General features: G+C 48.4%; 10 protein-coding genes, 1 tRNA gene and 1 CRISPR repeat array (1 of these 12 cut by a window edge). Of the genes, 4 read left to right on the top strand and 7 right to left on the bottom strand.

What is annotated here, in order from left to right:
* Nucleotides 1-8: 8 nt before the first annotated feature.
* The 4 genes from JJD41_RS20905 to JJD41_RS20890 all read right to left on the bottom strand — a co-directional run bounded on the left by JJD41_RS20905 (nucleotide 9) and on the right by JJD41_RS20890 (nucleotide 6,400).
* Nucleotides 9-719 carry a DUF928 domain-containing protein gene (locus tag JJD41_RS20905; protein ID WP_200669448.1) on the bottom strand — a complete coding sequence of 237 codons (711 nt, stop codon included), beginning with the start codon at nucleotides 717-719 and terminating at the stop codon, nucleotides 9-11.
* Between the two features lie 84 nt (nucleotides 720-803).
* Nucleotides 804-3,233 (bottom strand): CHASE2 domain-containing protein, encoded by a 2,430-nt coding sequence (locus tag JJD41_RS20900; RefSeq protein ID WP_200669447.1) that lies wholly within the window; start codon nucleotides 3,231-3,233, stop codon nucleotides 804-806.
* A 103-nt stretch (nucleotides 3,234-3,336) separates the two neighbouring features.
* The gene (locus JJD41_RS20895; RefSeq protein ID WP_200669446.1) at nucleotides 3,337-4,800 is read right to left on the bottom strand and encodes a DUF1822 family protein; all 1,464 of its coding nucleotides are present in this window, start codon (nucleotides 4,798-4,800) and stop codon (nucleotides 3,337-3,339) included.
* Between the two features lie 142 nt (nucleotides 4,801-4,942).
* Nucleotides 4,943-6,400, bottom strand: coding sequence for a hypothetical protein (locus JJD41_RS20890; protein WP_200669445.1), 1,458 nt, complete (start codon nucleotides 6,398-6,400; stop codon nucleotides 4,943-4,945).
* A 325-nt stretch (nucleotides 6,401-6,725) separates the two neighbouring features.
* On the opposite strand from JJD41_RS20890, the gene JJD41_RS20885 reads away from it, so the two are divergent.
* On the top strand, nucleotides 6,726-7,931 hold the full coding sequence (locus tag JJD41_RS20885; RefSeq protein ID WP_200669444.1) for a pre-peptidase C-terminal domain-containing protein: 1,206 nt from the start codon (nucleotides 6,726-6,728) through the stop codon (nucleotides 7,929-7,931).
* A 546-nt stretch (nucleotides 7,932-8,477) separates the two neighbouring features.
* On the opposite strand, the gene JJD41_RS20880 is transcribed toward JJD41_RS20885, so the two are convergent.
* Nucleotides 8,478-9,238 (bottom strand): IS5 family transposase gene (locus JJD41_RS20880; RefSeq protein WP_200664346.1). Its coding sequence is split into 2 segments (ribosomal slippage): nucleotides 8,478-8,812 and nucleotides 8,812-9,238, totalling 762 coding nucleotides; the frame shifts between segments, so codons are not numbered across the junction.
* 196 nt (nucleotides 9,239-9,434) lie between these two features.
* On the opposite strand from JJD41_RS20880, the gene JJD41_RS20875 reads away from it, so the two are divergent.
* Nucleotides 9,435-14,894, top strand: a complete 5,460-nt coding sequence (locus JJD41_RS20875) for a trifunctional serine/threonine-protein kinase/ATP-binding protein/sensor histidine kinase (protein WP_200669443.1) — start codon at nucleotides 9,435-9,437, stop codon at nucleotides 14,892-14,894.
* 84 nt (nucleotides 14,895-14,978) lie between these two features.
* Here the strand turns inward: JJD41_RS20875 and psbA are convergent, their stop codons facing one another.
* Nucleotides 14,979-16,061 carry a photosystem II q(b) protein gene (psbA, locus tag JJD41_RS20870; protein ID WP_168568072.1) on the bottom strand — a complete coding sequence of 361 codons (1,083 nt, stop codon included), beginning with the start codon at nucleotides 16,059-16,061 and terminating at the stop codon, nucleotides 14,979-14,981.
* Between the two features lie 125 nt (nucleotides 16,062-16,186).
* On the opposite strand from psbA, the gene cofG reads away from it, so the two are divergent.
* The gene (cofG, locus tag JJD41_RS20865; RefSeq protein WP_200669442.1) at nucleotides 16,187-17,185 is read left to right on the top strand and encodes a 7,8-didemethyl-8-hydroxy-5-deazariboflavin synthase subunit CofG; all 999 of its coding nucleotides are present in this window, start codon (nucleotides 16,187-16,189) and stop codon (nucleotides 17,183-17,185) included.
* Here cofG and cpdA read toward each other — a convergent pair.
* A complete protein-coding gene (gene cpdA, locus JJD41_RS20860) occupies nucleotides 17,178-17,939 on the bottom strand; it encodes a 3',5'-cyclic-AMP phosphodiesterase (protein ID WP_200669441.1) in 762 nt (253 codons plus the stop codon). The two genes, cofG and cpdA, sit on opposite strands and share 8 nt — an antisense overlap.
* Nucleotides 17,940-18,078: 139 nt before the next feature.
* On the opposite strand from cpdA, the gene JJD41_RS20855 reads away from it, so the two are divergent.
* Nucleotides 18,079-18,150 (top strand) — tRNA-Cys (locus JJD41_RS20855).
* Between the two features lie 505 nt (nucleotides 18,151-18,655).
* Nucleotides 18,656-18,761: a CRISPR direct-repeat array (repeat unit 35 nt); it runs 3,336 nt beyond the window's last position.

The following is an 18,761-nucleotide window of genomic DNA, read 5'->3' as shown; positions in this document are numbered from 1 at the left end:
TTTTTACCCTATTCTCGTTGCTCCATTTCACAGCAAGCCACGAGGGGGCGATCGCCGATATGCTTTAAATCCACTCCTGGCGCATTTAAAAGCAACTTCCATTCCTCTCGAATGACAGAATTATCCGGAGAAATACGCAGGCGATTACCAACTTCAGTTAAAATTTCGTGCCAAATTTTATTGTCGAGATAGCCGCGATTATTTTGTGCGGATGGGGGTAAAGTTACTCTCTCAATCAGTCCGCCAACCGCAACTTGATTACCTCCGGTACATTTAACTTTAAAATACCAACGATAAAGTTTTTGTGGTTCGAGTTGATATTCGCGATCGCTCGGAGCATTCAGTCGCACAACGCCAGGGGTATTTTCGAGGTGGTAACGAATCCGATAAATCGGTCGTTCGGCAATTTCATCTTGTAAGATTAATTCACCATATTCTAGATTTTTGGGATCGTCGGGAATGTAAACCCAAAATGTGGGTGCTTCGGATACGGTTAAACTCATTGTTTGTGGAATCAAAGCGGTTAATTGGTGATTAGAGGCGATCGCCCCTCCACAATTACCGCGACTTCCTCCGTCAGTTTGTTCGTTCGGTCTTCCGGTTCCGGAGAAATCAACAATTTGCTCGTCAGCTCGGACAAAGATTGTCGCAGAAACAATCGAGGATAAGATGGTAAATGCGATCGCTAGATGGCTATATTTTTTGAAGTGTTGAATCATTTTTACGACGGGCAATCCTCAAATTTTTGACATCTATCAGTGGGGTGGTATTTTTCCATTTTAACGGTAAGTAATATTGCAAATTTATCCCTTATTACCGACATAAACATAAGTTACTATAACTCCGCCAGAAGTCAACAATAGTCCCAAACTTGCCGGGACGATTGGAACCCACAAGCCTAGCTCGAACAGGAAAAAAGATAAGGCAGATAAAATGGCGATCGCCCCGGCTGTACTGAGAAAGCCGATCGCAATAATTCGGAAAGAGTTCCAGCGCTCTTTTGTTGAAAGGGGGTAAATTTCAACAACTAACAGAATCAAGATTCCACCGAGGAAACACCAAGTCAAAATCCAAAGCATTTCTATTTCATCCGGCCACGTGTTTATTAACGGTCTTTTGTCGATAACAGCACTCACAATCTGGCTGATACCGTGAGCGTGAACGATCGCCCCGGGCATTTTTTGCGGCCACTGGCCCTTACTGTAAGGGGTTAAATGCCAGTCTTGATAAGTTTGGGCGATCGTGCCAATTAAAACAATTTTATCCGTAACCAACTCGGGCAAGCGATCGTCAACTGTCCCTTCTAAAACTTCTTGTAAACTCACTTGGGGGGCGATCGCTTCTGCGGCGCGATAGTTTAATAATACTTGATAGCCTTGAGCTTCACTCCTCGGTAACTGATAGCCTCCAGTTTCAGCAGTTAACTTAGGAAATATGACCGAACCAATTTCTAATTCATTGTTGGAATTAAAACCGATATTAGTCATATTTTCCGATCGCAAATAGGCCAAGGCTACGGTCAAACTCAAGGATCGACTGGTCGGACAAGTACGATCGGGACTCATCCCTAAAAATTGGCGGCGAATCACGCCATTCGCATCTTGAGGAAAGTTGCTAAATCCCAAGCGTCCGGTACTTTCAATTTCCGGCGGCGGCGCGATACCAATCGGGCGATCGCGGGTGCCGCCGACCAGACAAGTCCCGATAAAATTAGGACGATTAAAGTGTTGTTTTAATTCGGGAATATTCGGATCTGTGGGAAAGTCGCGATAGAGGTCTAAAGCGATAACTCTCGGTCGGTAAGTTTGTAATTTTTCTAATAATTTGTACAAAGCCAGATCGCTGAGAGATTTGGCTTCTCGTCGCCAACCCATGCGGTCTTGAAATTGTAGATCTTCTTCCGTGATGGCGACGATCGCAAGGCGATCGTCCGGAGCTTCGATCTCCCGATTTCGCATGAAGAGGTCGAAACTGGCGAGTTCGAGGGATTGCAAAGCCCCGAAATGGCGACTGGCGATCGCGCTCAAACCGATGGCGAGACTGGTGAGAGCTACTCGGCGCAGTTGTTTGGCGATCGCGGGGCGATCGCGGGGCGATCGATCGCGCAATGTTTCCCAAGTCGGTAGGGTGGCGCCGAGATTTTGATAGAGAGCGGGTAACCAAGTGCAACCGGGTAACTCGCGAAAAGCTTCTAAGCGTTCTTGCGATCGCCGAACGGCTCTCACTAACGAGGTTCCCGTCGCATATTCGGCGAGAAATTCTTTTAAAAAAGATTGAGCGACTCGATCGGGAACTTCTTCTTGCATGACGATCGCCACGGGAAGATGCAAATCGGCGAGTTTGCGGGTAAATCCCAATCCGTCACAAGAATTAAAAATAGCAATTTTCAAACCTCGGGCGATCGCCTCTTTTAAGGCATTTTTAAACTCATCAATTTCTAAATTTTCGGATTCGTTGAGATAAATGCGACCGTCATCTTCTTCGCTGTGGCTATGTCCGGCAAAAAAGAATACATCCCAGCCTTGAGGATCGCGCAATCGTTCGATAACGGTTTGCGATCGCGGTGCGTTTAAAAACTCGACGCTTGCTTCTTTTAATCCTGAAATAAGCTGGCGATCGACCTCTAAATCCAACTCGGAATCGTCGCCGAAGATCGCCAAAATTCTAACTTTATTTTCTTTTTTATTCGCCGCTAAAACTTGACTGGGGCGATCGAACTCCGGAAACGTGTAACTGATGCCAACATCTGGATAATCTTCGAGTAAATCCCAAACGTGCCACGGGAGTTTCCAAAGTTTGGGATCTCTAGCATCGATGGTTAAGTCAATCGGATCGCTGCGATTGGCAAATTCACGTAACAATCGTTCGCGAATCTTTTGCCACTGGCCGAGTGCAGAATCTTGCAGCCAGTTTTTCATCTCCCTTTCTAAAGTTTTCGTTAGCTGCTTGCACGCTTCGATCTCGTTGCCGATCGCCCGATTTGTGGGCGTACTTTCATCAATTTCCCAACCATCCTCGGCAGTTTGAAATTGCCGCGATCGCCGATAAGAACTATTGAGACTTCTAAAGTGGGTTCGCCAACTGACATAAAATCCGTCTAAATTGGGTTGTGGCGGCAAACGCCCTTCAATTTCCGCCAAAAGGGAACCCCCTTGGCGCAAAATTTGTAGCGAAACATCGAAACCACCATTGAAGTCACCCGATCGAATTTTGAGAATCGCAATACGGCTCATAAGTGAAAGAGCGAATAAAAAGTAGGCGCTGATTTGACGATGAATTATCCGAGATCGGCCTCTAAAATAACTCCTAAAATAACTCCTAAAATGAATGACTCTTTTAAACGAAAAACGTTTCCGTCACATTCACTTCTCCTAAAGCGATACGAATCTGGAACCGACTGCCGGGAGGGGGGCTAAAACGGCGTTGAATGGCGTTGTCGATGCCGCGACCCGCGCTGTCGCTGCGGGCTTGGGATTCGAGGCGGACTTCGCCCGATTCAGAAAGAATTTGTAACTTGAGACCGGGCGGAAGTTTTGTGAGGTTTTTTGTTAGCTGCACTTGTGCGGATACGGCGATCCTGCCGTCGGGTTTGGGAACGATCGCCACGATCGAGGCGATCGCCACTCCTGCTAATTCCAAGCCCAAATCGACTAAGCGGGCTTTGCGAACCCCCGATCGCGGGTTTCCGGGGTCGATTTTGCCCAAACTGAGGGCTGCTTGCCACCGGGTTTCCTCTTCCCGTGCGCTATCCAGGAGTTCGGTGAGGGCGGCGATCGCCTCCGGGGAACCCGTCCCGATTTCGCCCAAAACTCCCGCAGCCTGACAGCGCGTTTCTTCAGGGCGATCGCTCCCTAACAGCCGAATCACGGAGGCGATCGCCTCGGGGGCGCTGGTTGCTTCTCCCCGTCCCCCCCGCACGAAACTCACTTGCGGCGATGCGAATAAGGATTCTATACTTTCCCAACCGCTCTCAAAATGACCTTGCAACCACTGATTCAAGTTAATAAAAGATTCAGTGACGGCAGCGATCGCCCCTCGGGAAGTCACTTTATATAGTTCTTGTAACTGCGAATAGTACAAAGTTATGCTATTGAGATCGCTCAATAACGCCACCCCTCGTTCCCAGGTTAACTGCTGCCACAATGGGCGATCGGGGTTTGCGAGTAAGGGCTGCAATTCGGTTTCGGCAAACGGGGCGATCGCCCCGATCTCGATCGCGGGAACGGCGATCGCCTCCGGACTTAAAAAGCGAGTATAAAATAATAGGCGATCGGGATTCACTTCAAAACAAGATAACGGTAAATGATACGTCCAATCTGACTGACTTTGCAACCCTTGCGATTCTCGGTATTTCAACAGGCGATCGCCCCGTAAAATTCCCCGGACGATCGCGATTTCACTCTCTTCTAAAACTTCAATCGCTACGTAAAAATGAGCGGAAAATTCAGCAATATCCACGGCAATTTTAGGAATTTTTACCGTTTCATCGAGATAACTTTCAGCGACAATCGCGCAAATTTTAAACCCGTTCAATTCGCAATTACAAACTGCATCGAGGGTTTGAGCGTAAGCCGCTTCAAATACCGAAGCTTTTTCTAAATTGAGACTGATTTTTGCTCGATCTCCAACCCATCGATCGAGCGCCAAAATTCCTAAAATATTCAGATAAACTTGCCATTGCCTCGCTTCGCTAACAACAGACTGGCTGACCTGCACGGCGCGATCGAAATCCTCCGCTTCCAAAGCAATCTCCTCTGGCTCAAACAGCCGTAAATCTTGTGAATTTAGAGAAAAGTTCATGGTGCAAAACTCCTAAAGTAAGCAAGGGAACAAGAGGTGAACATGTAGTTTTTTGCAGGAAATCTCAAAAGATATTGATAGATGCGCACCCATACTGCCGATCGAAACTAGAATGCCTAAACCCTATTAAGGCGATCGCCAATCATCGGCACTCTTGTAAAAAAAACTGCAAGCGTTTTGCATATAAGCTCTCGAACGAGCGATTATTTCCAGCTTTCATTTCCGTAAAAGCTTCTTCAAAAACTTGACGGTCGATAAATTCTTCTAATCCGGCTTGAATATTTTCTAATACTTCTGGGGAGAGGCGATCGCCGCCGAGTCCAAATTGTTCTCGAAATTCGAGAATCGCTTCTAACAAGCCTTCGAGGGTTCTAAAACGAACCCGAGAGAGTAATTCTTTCGGATTTAACACCCGGCTAACTTGAGATTGATTGGTCATTCCCAAGCGATCGACAATCTCCCGTTGCGAAAGTCCTTCGCAATAGAGTAATTGCCATCCGAGAATCGCTTTATCGGCAAAAATGCGATAATTTCGACTTTTTTGGAGTGCCGCAATCCGATCGCCGATCGCCGAAGCGATCGCACCATCTAAAACGACCGGGAGGCGATCGTGCAAACGGGCTAAAAATTCCTGTTCTCGATCGCGTTGTAAATCCGGTGTCGAATTGGGATCGGCAAACTCGCGCATTCCATAGTCTCCGGTTTCCGGATCGATCGCCTCCAACGGTTCCGCAACCGGGGCGCCGCGACGACTCCAGATCTCGTACTGGCGCAGTTGTTTGGCGATTTGCTTCAAACGGCGGACGATCCCGCGATCGGCTAACGCGATCGCCCTACCGGACTCGCGCAAAAGATCGCTCATTTCCTGTAACTGTTCCTCACTCGGATCGGGACAACGCCCGCCGGATTTGGGCTGTAGGCGGCGATCGCGCCGATAAACGGCGTGAAACACGTCCACCAATAGGCGATCGTCCCCAGGAAGTAACGCCAACTGCGCCTCCCTCGCCTTATTCAATAAGGCCCAATCGCTGAGATATTGGAAGCCGCGATCGGCTAAAAACCCTTTCAGCGCTTTATTTTGCTTCGTCTGCAAGTACGCCCAATTGTCCAAACTCAACCGCGAGGCCGATTGAAAATCAAACGTGCGAAGAATATCTACGGTGAACAAAGAATAACTCGCCGGATAGATCTGTCCGTCGCGATCGATCCGTTGTTGTTGCTTCCCGTCGCGATCGACGATCGCCATCGCCTCGCCGTCGTCATCGAGGACAAACGGCAGTAATTCGCGATAGTCGAAAGCGCCGCCGCCGCCGAACAAACCCGCCAATTGCCGACACGCGCGCACGACCGGGTAGGAAACATAACAGCGCAAACACAGTCCCGCCTTGGCTTCCAGCCATCGATCGCCCCGGGCGCGATCGCCGCGAAACAACGCCATCAACGCCTCGTAAATCGCCGTATTTTGGGACGCAGACAAGCTGTGACGGGCGATCGCTGCGGGAAATTCGCCTTGCAAAAAGCTTTCCGCCACGGGCAGCGATCGCCCCCCATTGAGGGCGTCCAGGCGCAGTAATTTCCAATATCTGAACGCTGGAATCATCCGTCTCGTCCTCTCGAATTCATAGCTCACATTTTCTCATTTTCTTTTCACTCGCGATCGCGCCTCATTCGGAAAACCTCCCGCCTCCGTCCCTATCTTCCTCCATATAGATCTCGCGAAATCGGCGTGATGCAACGGTTTACTCCCTCATTTTTCCCCAACTGCATCAGTCCCGTTCGCCTCCATCTATACCGAAACAGCGCCAGGACAAGGACTTTCACCAACTGCATCAGTCCCAACCGCGCTTCTCTACCTCAGAGTAACGAGCTTTTACAATTTCCTCTCCCATTATTTGGACCATATTTATTCAATTTGGAGCATTATTATGACTGGTTTTCGCGTAACCCAAGAATTCTTAACCAACTCGCGACTCGAACTGACCAAATCCATCGAATCGACCGACGTAGAATTCAATCAACCCTTAGAAATTACCGCCTATCCGCTCAATGACACCCTCGATCTCGAATTGCGTCTGACCGGGAACGCCACCGGACTGCCGATTCCCGGCGACGGAACCACCCGCGACGCCAGTGGTGCAGGCGAACTCGAAACCCTTACCTTCGCCAACCCCCAATGGGGAACCACCCCTTACACTGTCGGCGTTCTCAACACCGAAGGAACCCGAGGGAAGTTTCTCTTAGAAGCCAATTCCGAAAACCCGGATAATAACAGCGCCGCCAGCGCCCCCCAAATCGGCAATTTAGTCGGAAGTCAAACGTATAACGGCTTTGTCGGTCGCAGCGATCGCACTGACTGGTACAACTTCCGCCTCCCCAGTGATAGCCAAGTGAGTGTAAAATTAACTGGATTGGAAGATAACGCCGATCTAGAATTATACGAAAGCAATGGCTCGACATTGATCCTGCGATCGCGCAATGGCGGGACCGGCGACGAGAACATCGACACCACTCTCGACGCGGGGAATTACCTCGTCAAAGTGTCCAGCAACGACCTCACCGCCAACCTTCCCGATAACGAAGGGGCTTCCACAAAATACAGCCTCAACCTGACCCAAGAATCCCTCGACGACGGCGGCGGCGGCGGTGGCGTCGATCCGATTACCGGAGTCCCCGTCTATCGCTTCTTCAACACCTTTACCGGAACTCACTTTTATACTGCCGACAATAACGAGGCCGAGTTCGTCCGCGACAACCTGACCGCCTACAATTACGAAGGTCCCTCATTTGCAGGCGCCAACAACGGAACCCCGGACGGCGACCCGGTATACCGCTTCTACAATACGTTTACTGGAACTCACTTCTACACCATTTCCGACACCGAAGCCGACTTCGTCCGCCAAAATTTACCCGCCTATCGAGACGAAGGCATCGCCTATCAAGCTTTCGATACTCAAGAAGCCGATGCTATCCCGCTTTATCGCTTCTACAACACGGTCACGGGAAGCCACTTCTACACTCCCGACGCCACCGAACGAGATGTGGTCGATCGCATGTTACCCGCCTACAATTACGAAGGAGTCGGCTACTACGTTTACGACCTCGAAGATGTCGGCGATGTTAGTTTGGCGTAAGGAAAGGAATCGGAGGAGAACAGTTCGAGCTCAAAAGCTACATTTTCTTCTTTCTCCTGAGTTTAATTAAATGGATAGTTTATCGGGAATGTACCTAGTTGCATTCCCGATTTTTCTTTCAACCTCTATCCCCCACTCATTGGTATCGAGGTTGACAAAAAAAAGTTTTTATGGTCAATTAATACTAATTTGATAGAAAAGATTTTCAGCTTGGCGGAAAGTTGTTGAATTTAAAAAATTCAGCAATAAAAAGCAATCGGCACTCAGGGAAAGTCAATCGCTATTCACTTCGATATTCACTCAAAGTCTGTTGGGGTTTCGCCGAGGGATTTTAAGCGGATGTTCGGGGAATCTCGGGTAAGAATTCAGAAAATCGGGAGATCTCAAACGAGCTACATATAACCCCCGAGCGCTCGGATGCTTCTATCGCTTTGAATTAGACCGATTTAGGTATATCTATCATTTTTCGCTTTAGATCTAGGGCGTGTCATCAATTATGTAGGTTGACAAAAGTGACCAAATGTGGAGGAAAGCGCCTGCGGACATTTAAGCCAGCCAAATCACGGATGCAGCCAGGTAAATGCCACCCAGGAAGTTCACCGAGCGCTTGTCATAACGAGTGGCAATCCCTCGATACTGTTTGAGCTTGGCAAAGAAGTTTTCCACCAGATGTCGGGTTTGATACAAGAATCGATCGTAATCGTGGGCTTGTTTTCGATTCTTTTTCGAGGGAATGACGACTTCAATCCCTCGCTCGTGCAACGGTTGTCTGACTCGTTCGTCGGCATCGTAAGCTTTATCCGCTAGCAGTGCCTGGACTTCCACTGATGGTAGCAACCGCTCGGCACCGACTAGATCGCTGGCCTGACCGGGAGTTAAAAAAAAGATATGGGATTCCCCAAAGCATCCACCACCGCATGAATTTTCGTACTCAACCCGCCTCGGCTACGACCGATATTTTCCTCTTCGGCTGAACTCCCTGATGCTCCAGCACTGTGCTGATGCGCTCGCACAATGGTGGAATCGATGGCAGCATATTCGTTATCGGCTTCCTCGCAGAGGACTTGGAAAACGCGCTCCCACACCCCAGTTTTTGACCAGCGAGTGAAGCGTGTGTGGACGACTCGAAAATCCCCAAAGCGTTCGGGAAGATCTCGCCAAGGAATCCCTGCTCGAAAGCGATACAACACGGCTTCGACGAATAAACGGTTATCTTTAGCTGTGACCCCAACTGTACCCGGACGACCCGGAAGCAGGTGTTCAATGCGTTGCCATTGGTCGTCTCGTAAAGCGTAACGCCGTTTCATCCCGGTTTTGAGCTATCTTGAGTGAACGGGTAGCAGGCTACACACATTTCACTATTTTTGTCAATTTTCTTAATTGATGACAGACCCTAGCGATCCCTTCACAGATTTTAACGCGCCAAAAGAACCCGAGAGTGAATTCCGCTATGATTTTGGGAATCTTTGTATTATCAAAGGAGTTCGTAAATCTGAGATAACTATGAGTGCCATCACTGCTTCATTTCCCGGTTACGCCTTACGCGAACAGCTCTATCGCAGCGCTAGAATTGAAGTTTATCGAGGAATCCGCGAGTCGGATAACCAACCCGTTATCGTCAAACTGACCCACGGCGAATATCCTACCTTTAACGAATTAGTTCAATTTCGCAATCAATACGCTCTCGCCAAAAGGCTCGATTTTCCGGGAGTCATCCAAACCTACCGCTTGGAACATTACCGGAATGGTTATGCGTTAGTGATGGAAGATATCGGTGCAATATCACTGAAAGAATATGTCGGCGATCGCGCGATCGATCTGGACGAATTTTTTCCAATCGCGATCGCCTTAGCCAAAACGTTAGACGGACTTTATCAAGCGAGAGTCATCCATAAAGATATCAAACCTGCCAATATTATCATCGAACCGCAAACAAAAACCGTCAAACTCATTGACTTTAGTATTGCCTCTTTATTACCCCGAGAAACCCAAGTCATTCACAATCCGAACGTCCTCGAAGGAACCCTCGCTTATCTCGCTCCCGAACAAACCGGACGCATGAATCGAGGAATCGATTATCGCACGGATTTTTATTCGTTAGGGGTAACCTTTTTTGAGTTATTGAGCGCTCGATTACCCTTCCCTACAGACGACGCGATCGAGTTAGTTCACTGTCAGATTGCCAAAACACCACCCTTTCTCAGCGATCTCAATTCCGACATTCCCTTAATGTTATCGGCGATCGTCAATAAATTAATGGCTAAAAATGCCGAAGATCGCTACCAAAGTGCGATCGGCTTGCTGTTCGACTTGCAGGAATGCTGGCAACAATGGCAAGCCAAAAGAGACATCGATCCCTTTCAATTGGGAAGACGCGATCGATGCGATCGCTTCACAATTCCCGAGAAACTCTACGGACGAGAAATTCCCATCCAACAGCTCTTAAATATCTTCGACCAAGTGGCTGAGGGGGCGACAAAATTCGTCAAAATCGAAGGATTTTCCGGAATTGGTAAAACTGCCGTCGTCAACGAAGTTCATAAACCGATCGTCCGACAACGGGGTTATTTTATTAAAGGTAAATTCGATCAATTTCAACGAAACATTCCCTTTTCTGCCTTCGTCCAAGCCTTTCGCGAACTGACCGCCCAACTCCTCAACGAAACGCCAGAAAATTTACAACGGTGGAAATTAAAAATCTTAGCAGCTTTAGGGAATAACGGTCAGGCGATCGTCGAAGCGATCCCAGAACTAGCTTTGCTCATTGGCGAACAACCCGCGATCTCCGAACTGTCGGGAACTGCCGCCCAAAATCGCTTTAATCGATTATTTCACAAATTTATTGAAGTTTTCGCAACAGCAGATCATCCTTTAGTTATTTTTCTCGACGATTTGCAATGGGCTGATTCGGCATCGCTCAATTTAATGAAGTTATTAATGAGCGAAACAAAAAGCGGATATTTGCTCTTAATTGGCGCTTATCGCGATAACGAAGTTTATCCCACTCACCCGTTAATGCTCGTCTTTCAAGAGCTAGAAAAAGCGCGAGTACAAATTGACTCGATTCACTTAGACCCGCTCAGTCCGACAGATATCAATTACTTAGTGGCAGATACGCTTAAATGTTCTGTCGAAATTGCCCAACCGCTCTCCGAATTGGTTTATCGTAAAACCGAAGGTAATCCCTTTTTTACAACGCAATTTCTCAAAGCGTTACACGAATCGGGGGCGATCGCCTTTAACTGCACCGCCAATTCCTGGGAATGCGATTTGACCAAAACGCGATCGCTCGCCCTCACCGAGGATGTGGTCGATTTCATGGCCGCACAATTACAAAAACTGCCAGAATCGACCCAAGATGTACTCAAAAAAGCAGCTTGCATCGGTAATACTTTCGACCTCGAAACCCTCGCTTTAATCTGCGAATTGTCGCGAACTGAAACTGCCGATCGCCTATGGCTGGCCTTGCAAGAAGGGGCGATCGTTCCCGCTAGCGAACTGTACAAATTTTTTCAACAGACATCGGAAAACGGCAGTTCAAGTCAGGAACTCGAAAGTCAAATTCACCACATTACTTATAAGTTTCTGCACGATCGCATTCAACAAGCCGCTTATCGCTTAATTCCAGAGTCTGAAAAACCTTTAACTCACCTGAGAATTGGTCAAATTCTCTTAGAAAAAATTTCCCCCGAACAGCGAGAGTTGAAAATTTTCGAGTTAGTCAACCAGTTAAATACTGGAGCCGAATTTATTCGAGATTACCAGAAAAAAGTCGAACTCGCCGAATTGAACTTAATGGCAGGTCAAACGGCGAAAGCGGCTACAGCCTATGCCGCAGCTCTCCAATATTTTCAACAGGGAATAGCTGTATTAGACATTGAAGGATGGGATCGCCACTATCCTTTAATGCAGTCCCTCTACCAAGCTGCTACGGAAGCCGCTTATGGAAGTACGAATTTCGAGGCAGTAGAAGCCTTGGGGAACGAGGCGATCGCCCGAGCCAAAGATCCCGTAGATGTTATCAAAATCTACGAAACCAAAATTCAAACAAAAGCCGCTCAAAACAAGCAAATAGATGCTTTACAAATGGCTTTACTGGTTTTAGATAAACTCGGTATTCCTTTTCCCGAACAACCGAGTCCTACAGACATTCAAGCAGCACTCGAAGAAACTAGATCTACCCTGGGCGATCGTCTTCCAAAAACTTTAGTCAACGCACCACTTATGCTCGGAGAACGACAACGAGCGGCGATGCGAATCCTCTCTAGTTTAATCGGTACCGCCTATCAAGCTGCCCCTCAATTTTTGCCTTTGTTTGCTTGCCAAATGGTGAAATTATCGATCGAACAGGGAAACGCCCCCGAATCCGTCTACGGTTATGCAACTTATGGCTTAATGCTCTGTGGAATTTTTGGCGATATCGAAATAGGCTATCAGTTTGGAGAACTGGCTAGTGAGTTATTAAACCGTCTCGATACTGCCCAACTGAAAGGACGAACTTTGATGGTCGTCAATACCAATATCAAACATTGGAAAGACCCCGCTCGCGAAACTTTGCAACCTTTACTCCAGGCGTATTCCGCCGCATTGGAAATGGGCGATTTAGAATATGGGGCGACATCTCTGTACGTTTACAACATGGTTTTAGCTACAATTGGCTCGGACTTATCCGAAGTCGAACGAGAGATGTTGTTTTACGAGCTAGAACTCAAGCGCCTCAAACAAACTTCTTTATTGTATTACCATCAAATCGACCTACAAGCTGTCTTGAATTTGCGTGGAAAAGCCGAACGAGTTTGTGAATTGGTGGGGGCAGTTTATAACGAGATAGAAAGTTTACCCCTGCACGAGTCGGCCAACGATCGCGCGGCTTTAGTACGAGTTTATTTCAAAAAAATGATGCTTTGTTATTTATTTGACGAAGCCGAACGTGCCGAAGTGTATGCCACTAAAACGGAAACTTATTTAGATGGCATTACTGGAACAATTTTAGTTCCTACATTCTATTTCTACGATTCTTTAGTTCGTTTAGCTTTATGCGAAACGGGCGATCGCCCCCGACGGGAAGCCCTTTTACAAAAAGTTGCAGAAAATCGGCAAAAGTTAGAGAAGTGGGCAAATTTTGCACCGATGAATTACGCCCATAAATGGGAATTAGTCGAGGCCGAATATTGTCGAGTTTTGGGACAAAAAATTGCAGCAGTAGAGGCTTACGATCGCGCAATTTCTGCCGCCAAACAAAATGAATATCTCAGTGAAGAAGCTCTCGCCAACGAGTTAGCCGCTCGCTTTTATTTAGGCTGGCAAAAAGAAAAAATTGCCAAAGTTTATTTAATTGAAGCCTACTATGCTTACAGCCGTTGGGGGGCTAAAGCCAAAGTCGATCGCCTGGAAGATAAATACGAAGAATTACTCAGGCCGATTTTAAATCAACTCAAAAGTAATCTCGGTTTTTATCCCGGATTAACTAATGCAGATAGCACCTCTGTTTCCCTACACCACTTACTTAACAACAGCATTTCGAGCAGTACGAGTTTATCTCAAGCCTTAGATTTTTCCTCGATTCTCAAAGCATCACAAACCCTTTCCGGAGAAATCGAACTGGAGAGTTTGCTTGCTAAATTAATGCAAGTCGTCTTAGAAAATGCAGGAGCATCTAAATCCGCCCTTCTGTTAGAATCGAACGGAAAATTACAACTGAGTGCAATTGCTTCCACGGTTAATATGGGAGTAGTCGAGGTCTGCCAAAACGTTTCATTTCCAGACGATCTCGCGATTCCGTTTACCTTAATTAATTATGTTTTTCGTACTGGCGAAACCCTCGTTTTTGACTCGGCCAACCAGCAAATTCAATTTGCCACCGATCCCTATTTAATCAAACATCAACCTGAGAGCATTTTATCTGTTTGTTTGAGCGATCGCGCTAAATGCATCGGGGTACTGTATTTAGAAAATGAGTGCTGTCGGGGTGCCTTTACCCGCGATCGCATCGAAGTTTTGAAAGTGTTATGTACTCAAGCGGCGATTTCTATCGAAAATGCTCGCCTTTACCATCACTTACAGCAATCGGAAGCCAGAGAACGCGAGAAAGCGCAAGCGTTGGAACAATCTTTGCAACAATTGCAAGAAGCTCAACTCCAGCTCGTCCAAAGTGAAAAAATGGCAACGTTAGGTAATTTAGTGGCGGGGGTCGGACACGAAATTAACAACCCGACGAGCTTTATTGCAGGCAATCTCACCCACGCCCGAGAATACCTTCAAGATCTCAGCCAGCACTTGCAACTTTATCGGCAACATTTCCCCAATCCGGGGGATGAAATTAGTGAGGATGCCGATAACATCGACATCGATTATTTGCTCGAAGATTTTCCGCAATTACTCGTTTCGATGAAAGTTGGCGTCGATCGCATTCGCACGATTAGTAGTAGTTTGCGAACCTTTTCTCGCGCCGATACGAGCGATCGCGTTGACTTTAATATCCATGAAGGAATTGACAGTGCGTTATTAATTCTCAAATATCGCCTCAAAGGTAATAGCGATCGTCCGGCGATCGATATCGTTCGCGACTATGGCGACTTACCCGAACTCAAATGTTTTCCCGGTCAGCTCAATCAAGTCTTTATGAATATTCTGGCCAATGCGATCGATGTTTTAGATGAAGCGGTTCGCGTTCGCGGTCCGGAGAAGTTGGAATTATATCCACCTCAAATCATTATTCGTACTGAAGTATTGGGCGATCGTGAGGCGATCGCCGTCCACATTAAAGACAACGGTTTAGGTATGAGCAATGAGGTCAAAGCCCACATTTTCGACCACTTATTTACCACCAAAGAAGTCGGTAAAGGCACCGGATTAGGACTCTCCATTTCCCGGCAAATCATCGAAGAAAAACACGGAGGTCAATTAACCTGTTTCTCGACCCTCGGCGAAGGTACCGAGTTTGTCATCGAACTGCCGCAATGAACTAGCGCAATGAACTAGCAAGTCAATCCCAATAAAAAAGCGCCCTCGAAAGAGGACGCTTTTTTTGAATCTAGCTAAAAAGAATTAGCCGTTGATTTGAGGAGCGGTCAAAGCAACCGGAGTAGCATCGGTGCTCGCCAAATCTAAGGGGAAGTTGTGAGCGTTGCGCTCGTGCATGACTTCCATACCCAAGTTGGCACGGTTGATGACATCAGCCCAGGTACCAATCGCGCGACCTTGAGAGTCAACAATCGACTGGTTGAAGTTGAAGCCATTGAGGTTGAACGCCATCGTGGAAATACCCAAAGCGGTAAACCAGATGCCAACCACGGGCCAAGCCGCTAAGAAGAAGTGCAGAGAGCGGCTGTTGTTGAACGAGGCATATTGGAAGATCAAACGACCGAAGTAGCCGTGAGCCGCAACGATGTTGTAGGTTTCTTCCTCTTGACCGAATTTGTAACCGTAGTTTTGAGACTCGGTTTCGGTGGTTTCACGAACCAAGGAGCTGGTCACCAAGGAACCGTGCATGGCACTGAACAGCGCACCGCCGAAGACCCCGGCAACACCGAGTTGGTGGAAGGGGTGCATCAAAATGTTGTGTTCGGCTTGGAACACCAACATGAAGTTGAAGGTGCCACTGATGCCCAAGGGCATTCCGTCGGAGAAGCTGCCTTGACCCAAAGGATAGATCAAGAACACGGCGGTAGCGGCGGCGACGGGAGCGCTGTAAGCGACGCAGATCCAAGGACGCATCCCCAGACGGTAGCTCAGTTCCCATTCGCGACCCATGTAGCAGAACACGCCGATCAGGAAGTGGAAGATCACTAACTGATAGGGGCCGCCGTTGTAGAGCCATTCATCCAAGCTCGCCGCTTCCCAAATCGGGTAGAAGTGCAACCCGATCGCGTTGGAAGAAGGAACCACAGCACCGGAGATGATGTTGTTCCCGTAGAGCAAGGACCCGGCAACGGGTTCGCGGATGCCGTCGATGTCAACGGGAGGAGCCGCGATGAAGGCGATGATGAAGCAGGTCGTGGCGGTCAAGAGGGTGGGGATCATCAACACGCCGAACCAGCCGATGTAAAGGCGGTTTTCGGTGCTGGCAACCCACTCGCAGAACCGATCCCACAGGGAGGCGCTTTCGCGCTGCTGTAAGGTAGTCGTCATATTGCGTATGATTGCTATTAATTTTTCAAGGTAGTTGGTAGAGGAATCTCTACCTTGTTTTACAGATTACAGGGTTTATAGAGTTTTGTAAAGCATTATTAATCTTTTTTCAATTTCTAAAACTAATGAATAATATAAGTTCAGCTTATAATGACCGCCGTCTTCTGACCTACTCTCCGGCTTATACGGTGGTGCCGACTTACGAGTGTTTCAACCGTTGCAGTTACTGTAATTTTCGCCGCAACCCCGGAGAGAGTCCGTGGTTGAGCTTGGAGGAGGCGAGAGTTCGATTGGAGGCGATCGCCGATCGCGGAGTCATCGAAGTTCTGATTCTCAGTGGGGAAGTTCACCCGGGCAGTTCCCGGCGATCGCGGTGGATCCGCCACCTCCACGATTTAGGTCAATTGGCGTTAGATCTGGGCTTTTTACCCCACACCAACGCCGGACCGCTCAGTTATGAAGAAATGGCACAACTTAAACAAGTCAATGTTTCGATGGGATTGATGCTCGAACAAGTGACGCCGCAATTGCTCGAAACCGTACATCGCCACGCACCGAGTAAGGTTCCGACCCTGCGGCTACAACAACTCGAATGGGCGGGTGAGTTGAGGATTCCCTTGACCACGGGGTTATTATTAGGAATTGGCGAAAGTCCGGGCGATCGCCGCCAAACCTTAGAGGCGATCGCCCGAGTGCAACAACAATGGGGTCACATTCAAGAAGTTATTTTGCAACCGCACCGTCCCGGAAGTCGGCAACAGGAAGCACTTCCCGGCTTTGACGATCGCGCCTTACCCGACGTCGTAGCGATGGCGCGCGCCATTCTCCCAGAAAACATCCGCTTGCAAATCCCCCCCAATTTAGTCGCCCAACCCGACATTCTACTCGCCTGCATCGAAGCAGGTGCCCGGGATTTAGGCGGAATCGGCCCTCACGATGAAGTCAATCCCGACTATCCCCATCCGGCGATCGCCCAACTCTCGGAAATTGTAGAACCTCTCGGATGGCACCTCGATCGCCGCCTACCCGTCTATCCGGCATACTATCGTTGGCTGACGCCGAGCTTAAAACGGGCCGTCGATCGCTGGAACGGCGACATCGGTTCGGCCCTCCCCGTCAACTAACTCGCATCACCTTCGTTTCCCAAGTGCCATCGGGATATAAATTGAACAACCGCAAACCCGGTTGAGCCGAATCTACCGCAAATTCAGCACTTCCGGGCTTGAACTGCACGCAGGTCGAAGGAGTGGTAAAACAGCGCAAGTATTTTTGTTGGTGGCAGAAATTTTGATGGACGTGACCGCACAAGACCAGTTTGACCTGGGGGTGGCCCTTGACGATCGCAAAAAAATCGTCGGGATTTTGCAAAGCAATACTGTCGATCCATTCAGAATTGACCGCAAACGGGGGATGGTGGAGACCGATCAGGGTGGGGCGATCGCGCGATCGTTCCAACTGCCACTCCAGCCAATCCAACGACGACGGCGATAACTGTCCGCTTACCCACCCCGTCACGGTCGAATCGAGCAGAATCAACGACCAATTGCCCGCTTCCACCACCTTATCCGTGAAAAATGGAGGAGTCTTTAAAATTTGCTCCATTAACGACGGATCGTCGTGATTTCCAGGAATCCAATAGCTGGGAATGTCCCAAGGACTGAGTAAATCGACGAGCAATTCGTAAGATTCCGGTGTTTCGTCTTGGGATAAATCTCCCGTGAGTAACAACAAATCTTGAGGATGTCGCAACTGTCGCAAGCAACTGAGAACTTTTTGTAACGATGCAGCCGTATCGATTCCCATAAGCCGCTTGTTGCGATCGCCAAATAGATGTAAATCCGTGATTTGAGCCACGTGCAGGGGAAGAGTTTGAATCACGATTGCTACGCCAGAGCTGAATTTTTACCTGCGATCCAGTTTCCCCCGACACGACGCGATCGCCAAACCCCACGAAAAAATTTTTCCCAACTCTTGTGTCAGTTCGCTAGAATTTGATATAGTGAATACCTGGAAACGCGGCGGCATAGCCAAGTGGTAAGGCAGAGGACTGCAAATCCTTTATCCCCCAGTTCGAATCTGGGTGCCGCCTTCTTCAACTCCCGATCTCTCGAATCCCCTCCTCATCGAGATTTCAGCTTCCCTCACTTCCCTACTTCTACCCCCAGTTTGGCTGCTCCATTGTCATGAATACTCCTCCACCTGCTACGCGAGGTGGCGGTGTCTTGATTAGAAGGGTTTATCCCTCCCGACAGGCGGTATTCTCGCCGTGTTCTGGGAACTTTTGCCCAGAGACACCCCCAAGTCGTTTCCGCTATGGGGCTTGGAGTGAAACTTTGACCCGGAGTCCGACGTGTATCAACCGACTCCACAGGATTTACAGGGTGCTTCTCCCTCAGTTGAGAGGTCGTGTCTCCGGGGTGTTCGGAAATCTCAGTTCCGCCCTTTACCGTACCGCTCAAGATGTATAGCATCCTAACATAGAAACCGCCGCTCCTTAACCCCCACCTGTTCCTAGGTGGGGGAATGCGTCGCTATTTTGGTTCAAAGAGAGTCAAACAAAAATTCTCATTCAACATGGTGGGAAGTAGTTGGGGGTTTCAGCACTTTTTCCCTTCAAAGAGGGTCAAACGCAACGAAGGGTCTGATTTCCTCCGCGGCGGCAAAGAGTTTCAGCACCTTTTCCCTTCAAAGAGGGTCAAA

This window comes from Oxynema mangrovii CENA135 (assembly GCF_016632315.1).
GTDB classification, from domain to species: domain Bacteria; phylum Cyanobacteriota; class Cyanobacteriia; order Cyanobacteriales; family Laspinemataceae; genus Oxynema; species Oxynema aestuarii.
The sequence above is the reverse complement of the archived record's forward strand: the minus strand, read 5'-3'. Positions and strand labels throughout refer to the sequence as shown.

What these genes read in the sequence shown, in the direction of transcription:
- JJD41_RS20905 (WP_200669448.1), bottom strand. Translation starts at nt 719, where the DNA reads ATGATTCAACACTTCAAAAAATATAGCCATCTAGCGATCGCATTTACC.
- JJD41_RS20900 (WP_200669447.1), bottom strand. Translation starts at nt 3,233, where the DNA reads ATGAGCCGTATTGCGATTCTCAAAATTCGATCGGGTGACTTCAATGGT.
- JJD41_RS20895 (WP_200669446.1), bottom strand. Translation starts at nt 4,800, where the DNA reads ATGAACTTTTCTCTAAATTCACAAGATTTACGGCTGTTTGAGCCAGAG.
- JJD41_RS20890 (WP_200669445.1), bottom strand. Translation starts at nt 6,400, where the DNA reads ATGATTCCAGCGTTCAGATATTGGAAATTACTGCGCCTGGACGCCCTC.
- JJD41_RS20885 (WP_200669444.1), top strand. Translation starts at nt 6,726, where the DNA reads ATGACTGGTTTTCGCGTAACCCAAGAATTCTTAACCAACTCGCGACTC.
- JJD41_RS20875 (WP_200669443.1), top strand. Translation starts at nt 9,435, where the DNA reads ATGAGTGCCATCACTGCTTCATTTCCCGGTTACGCCTTACGCGAACAG.
- psbA (WP_168568072.1), bottom strand. Translation starts at nt 16,061, where the DNA reads ATGACGACTACCTTACAGCAGCGCGAAAGCGCCTCCCTGTGGGATCGG.
- cofG (WP_200669442.1), top strand. Translation starts at nt 16,187, where the DNA reads ATGAATAATATAAGTTCAGCTTATAATGACCGCCGTCTTCTGACCTAC.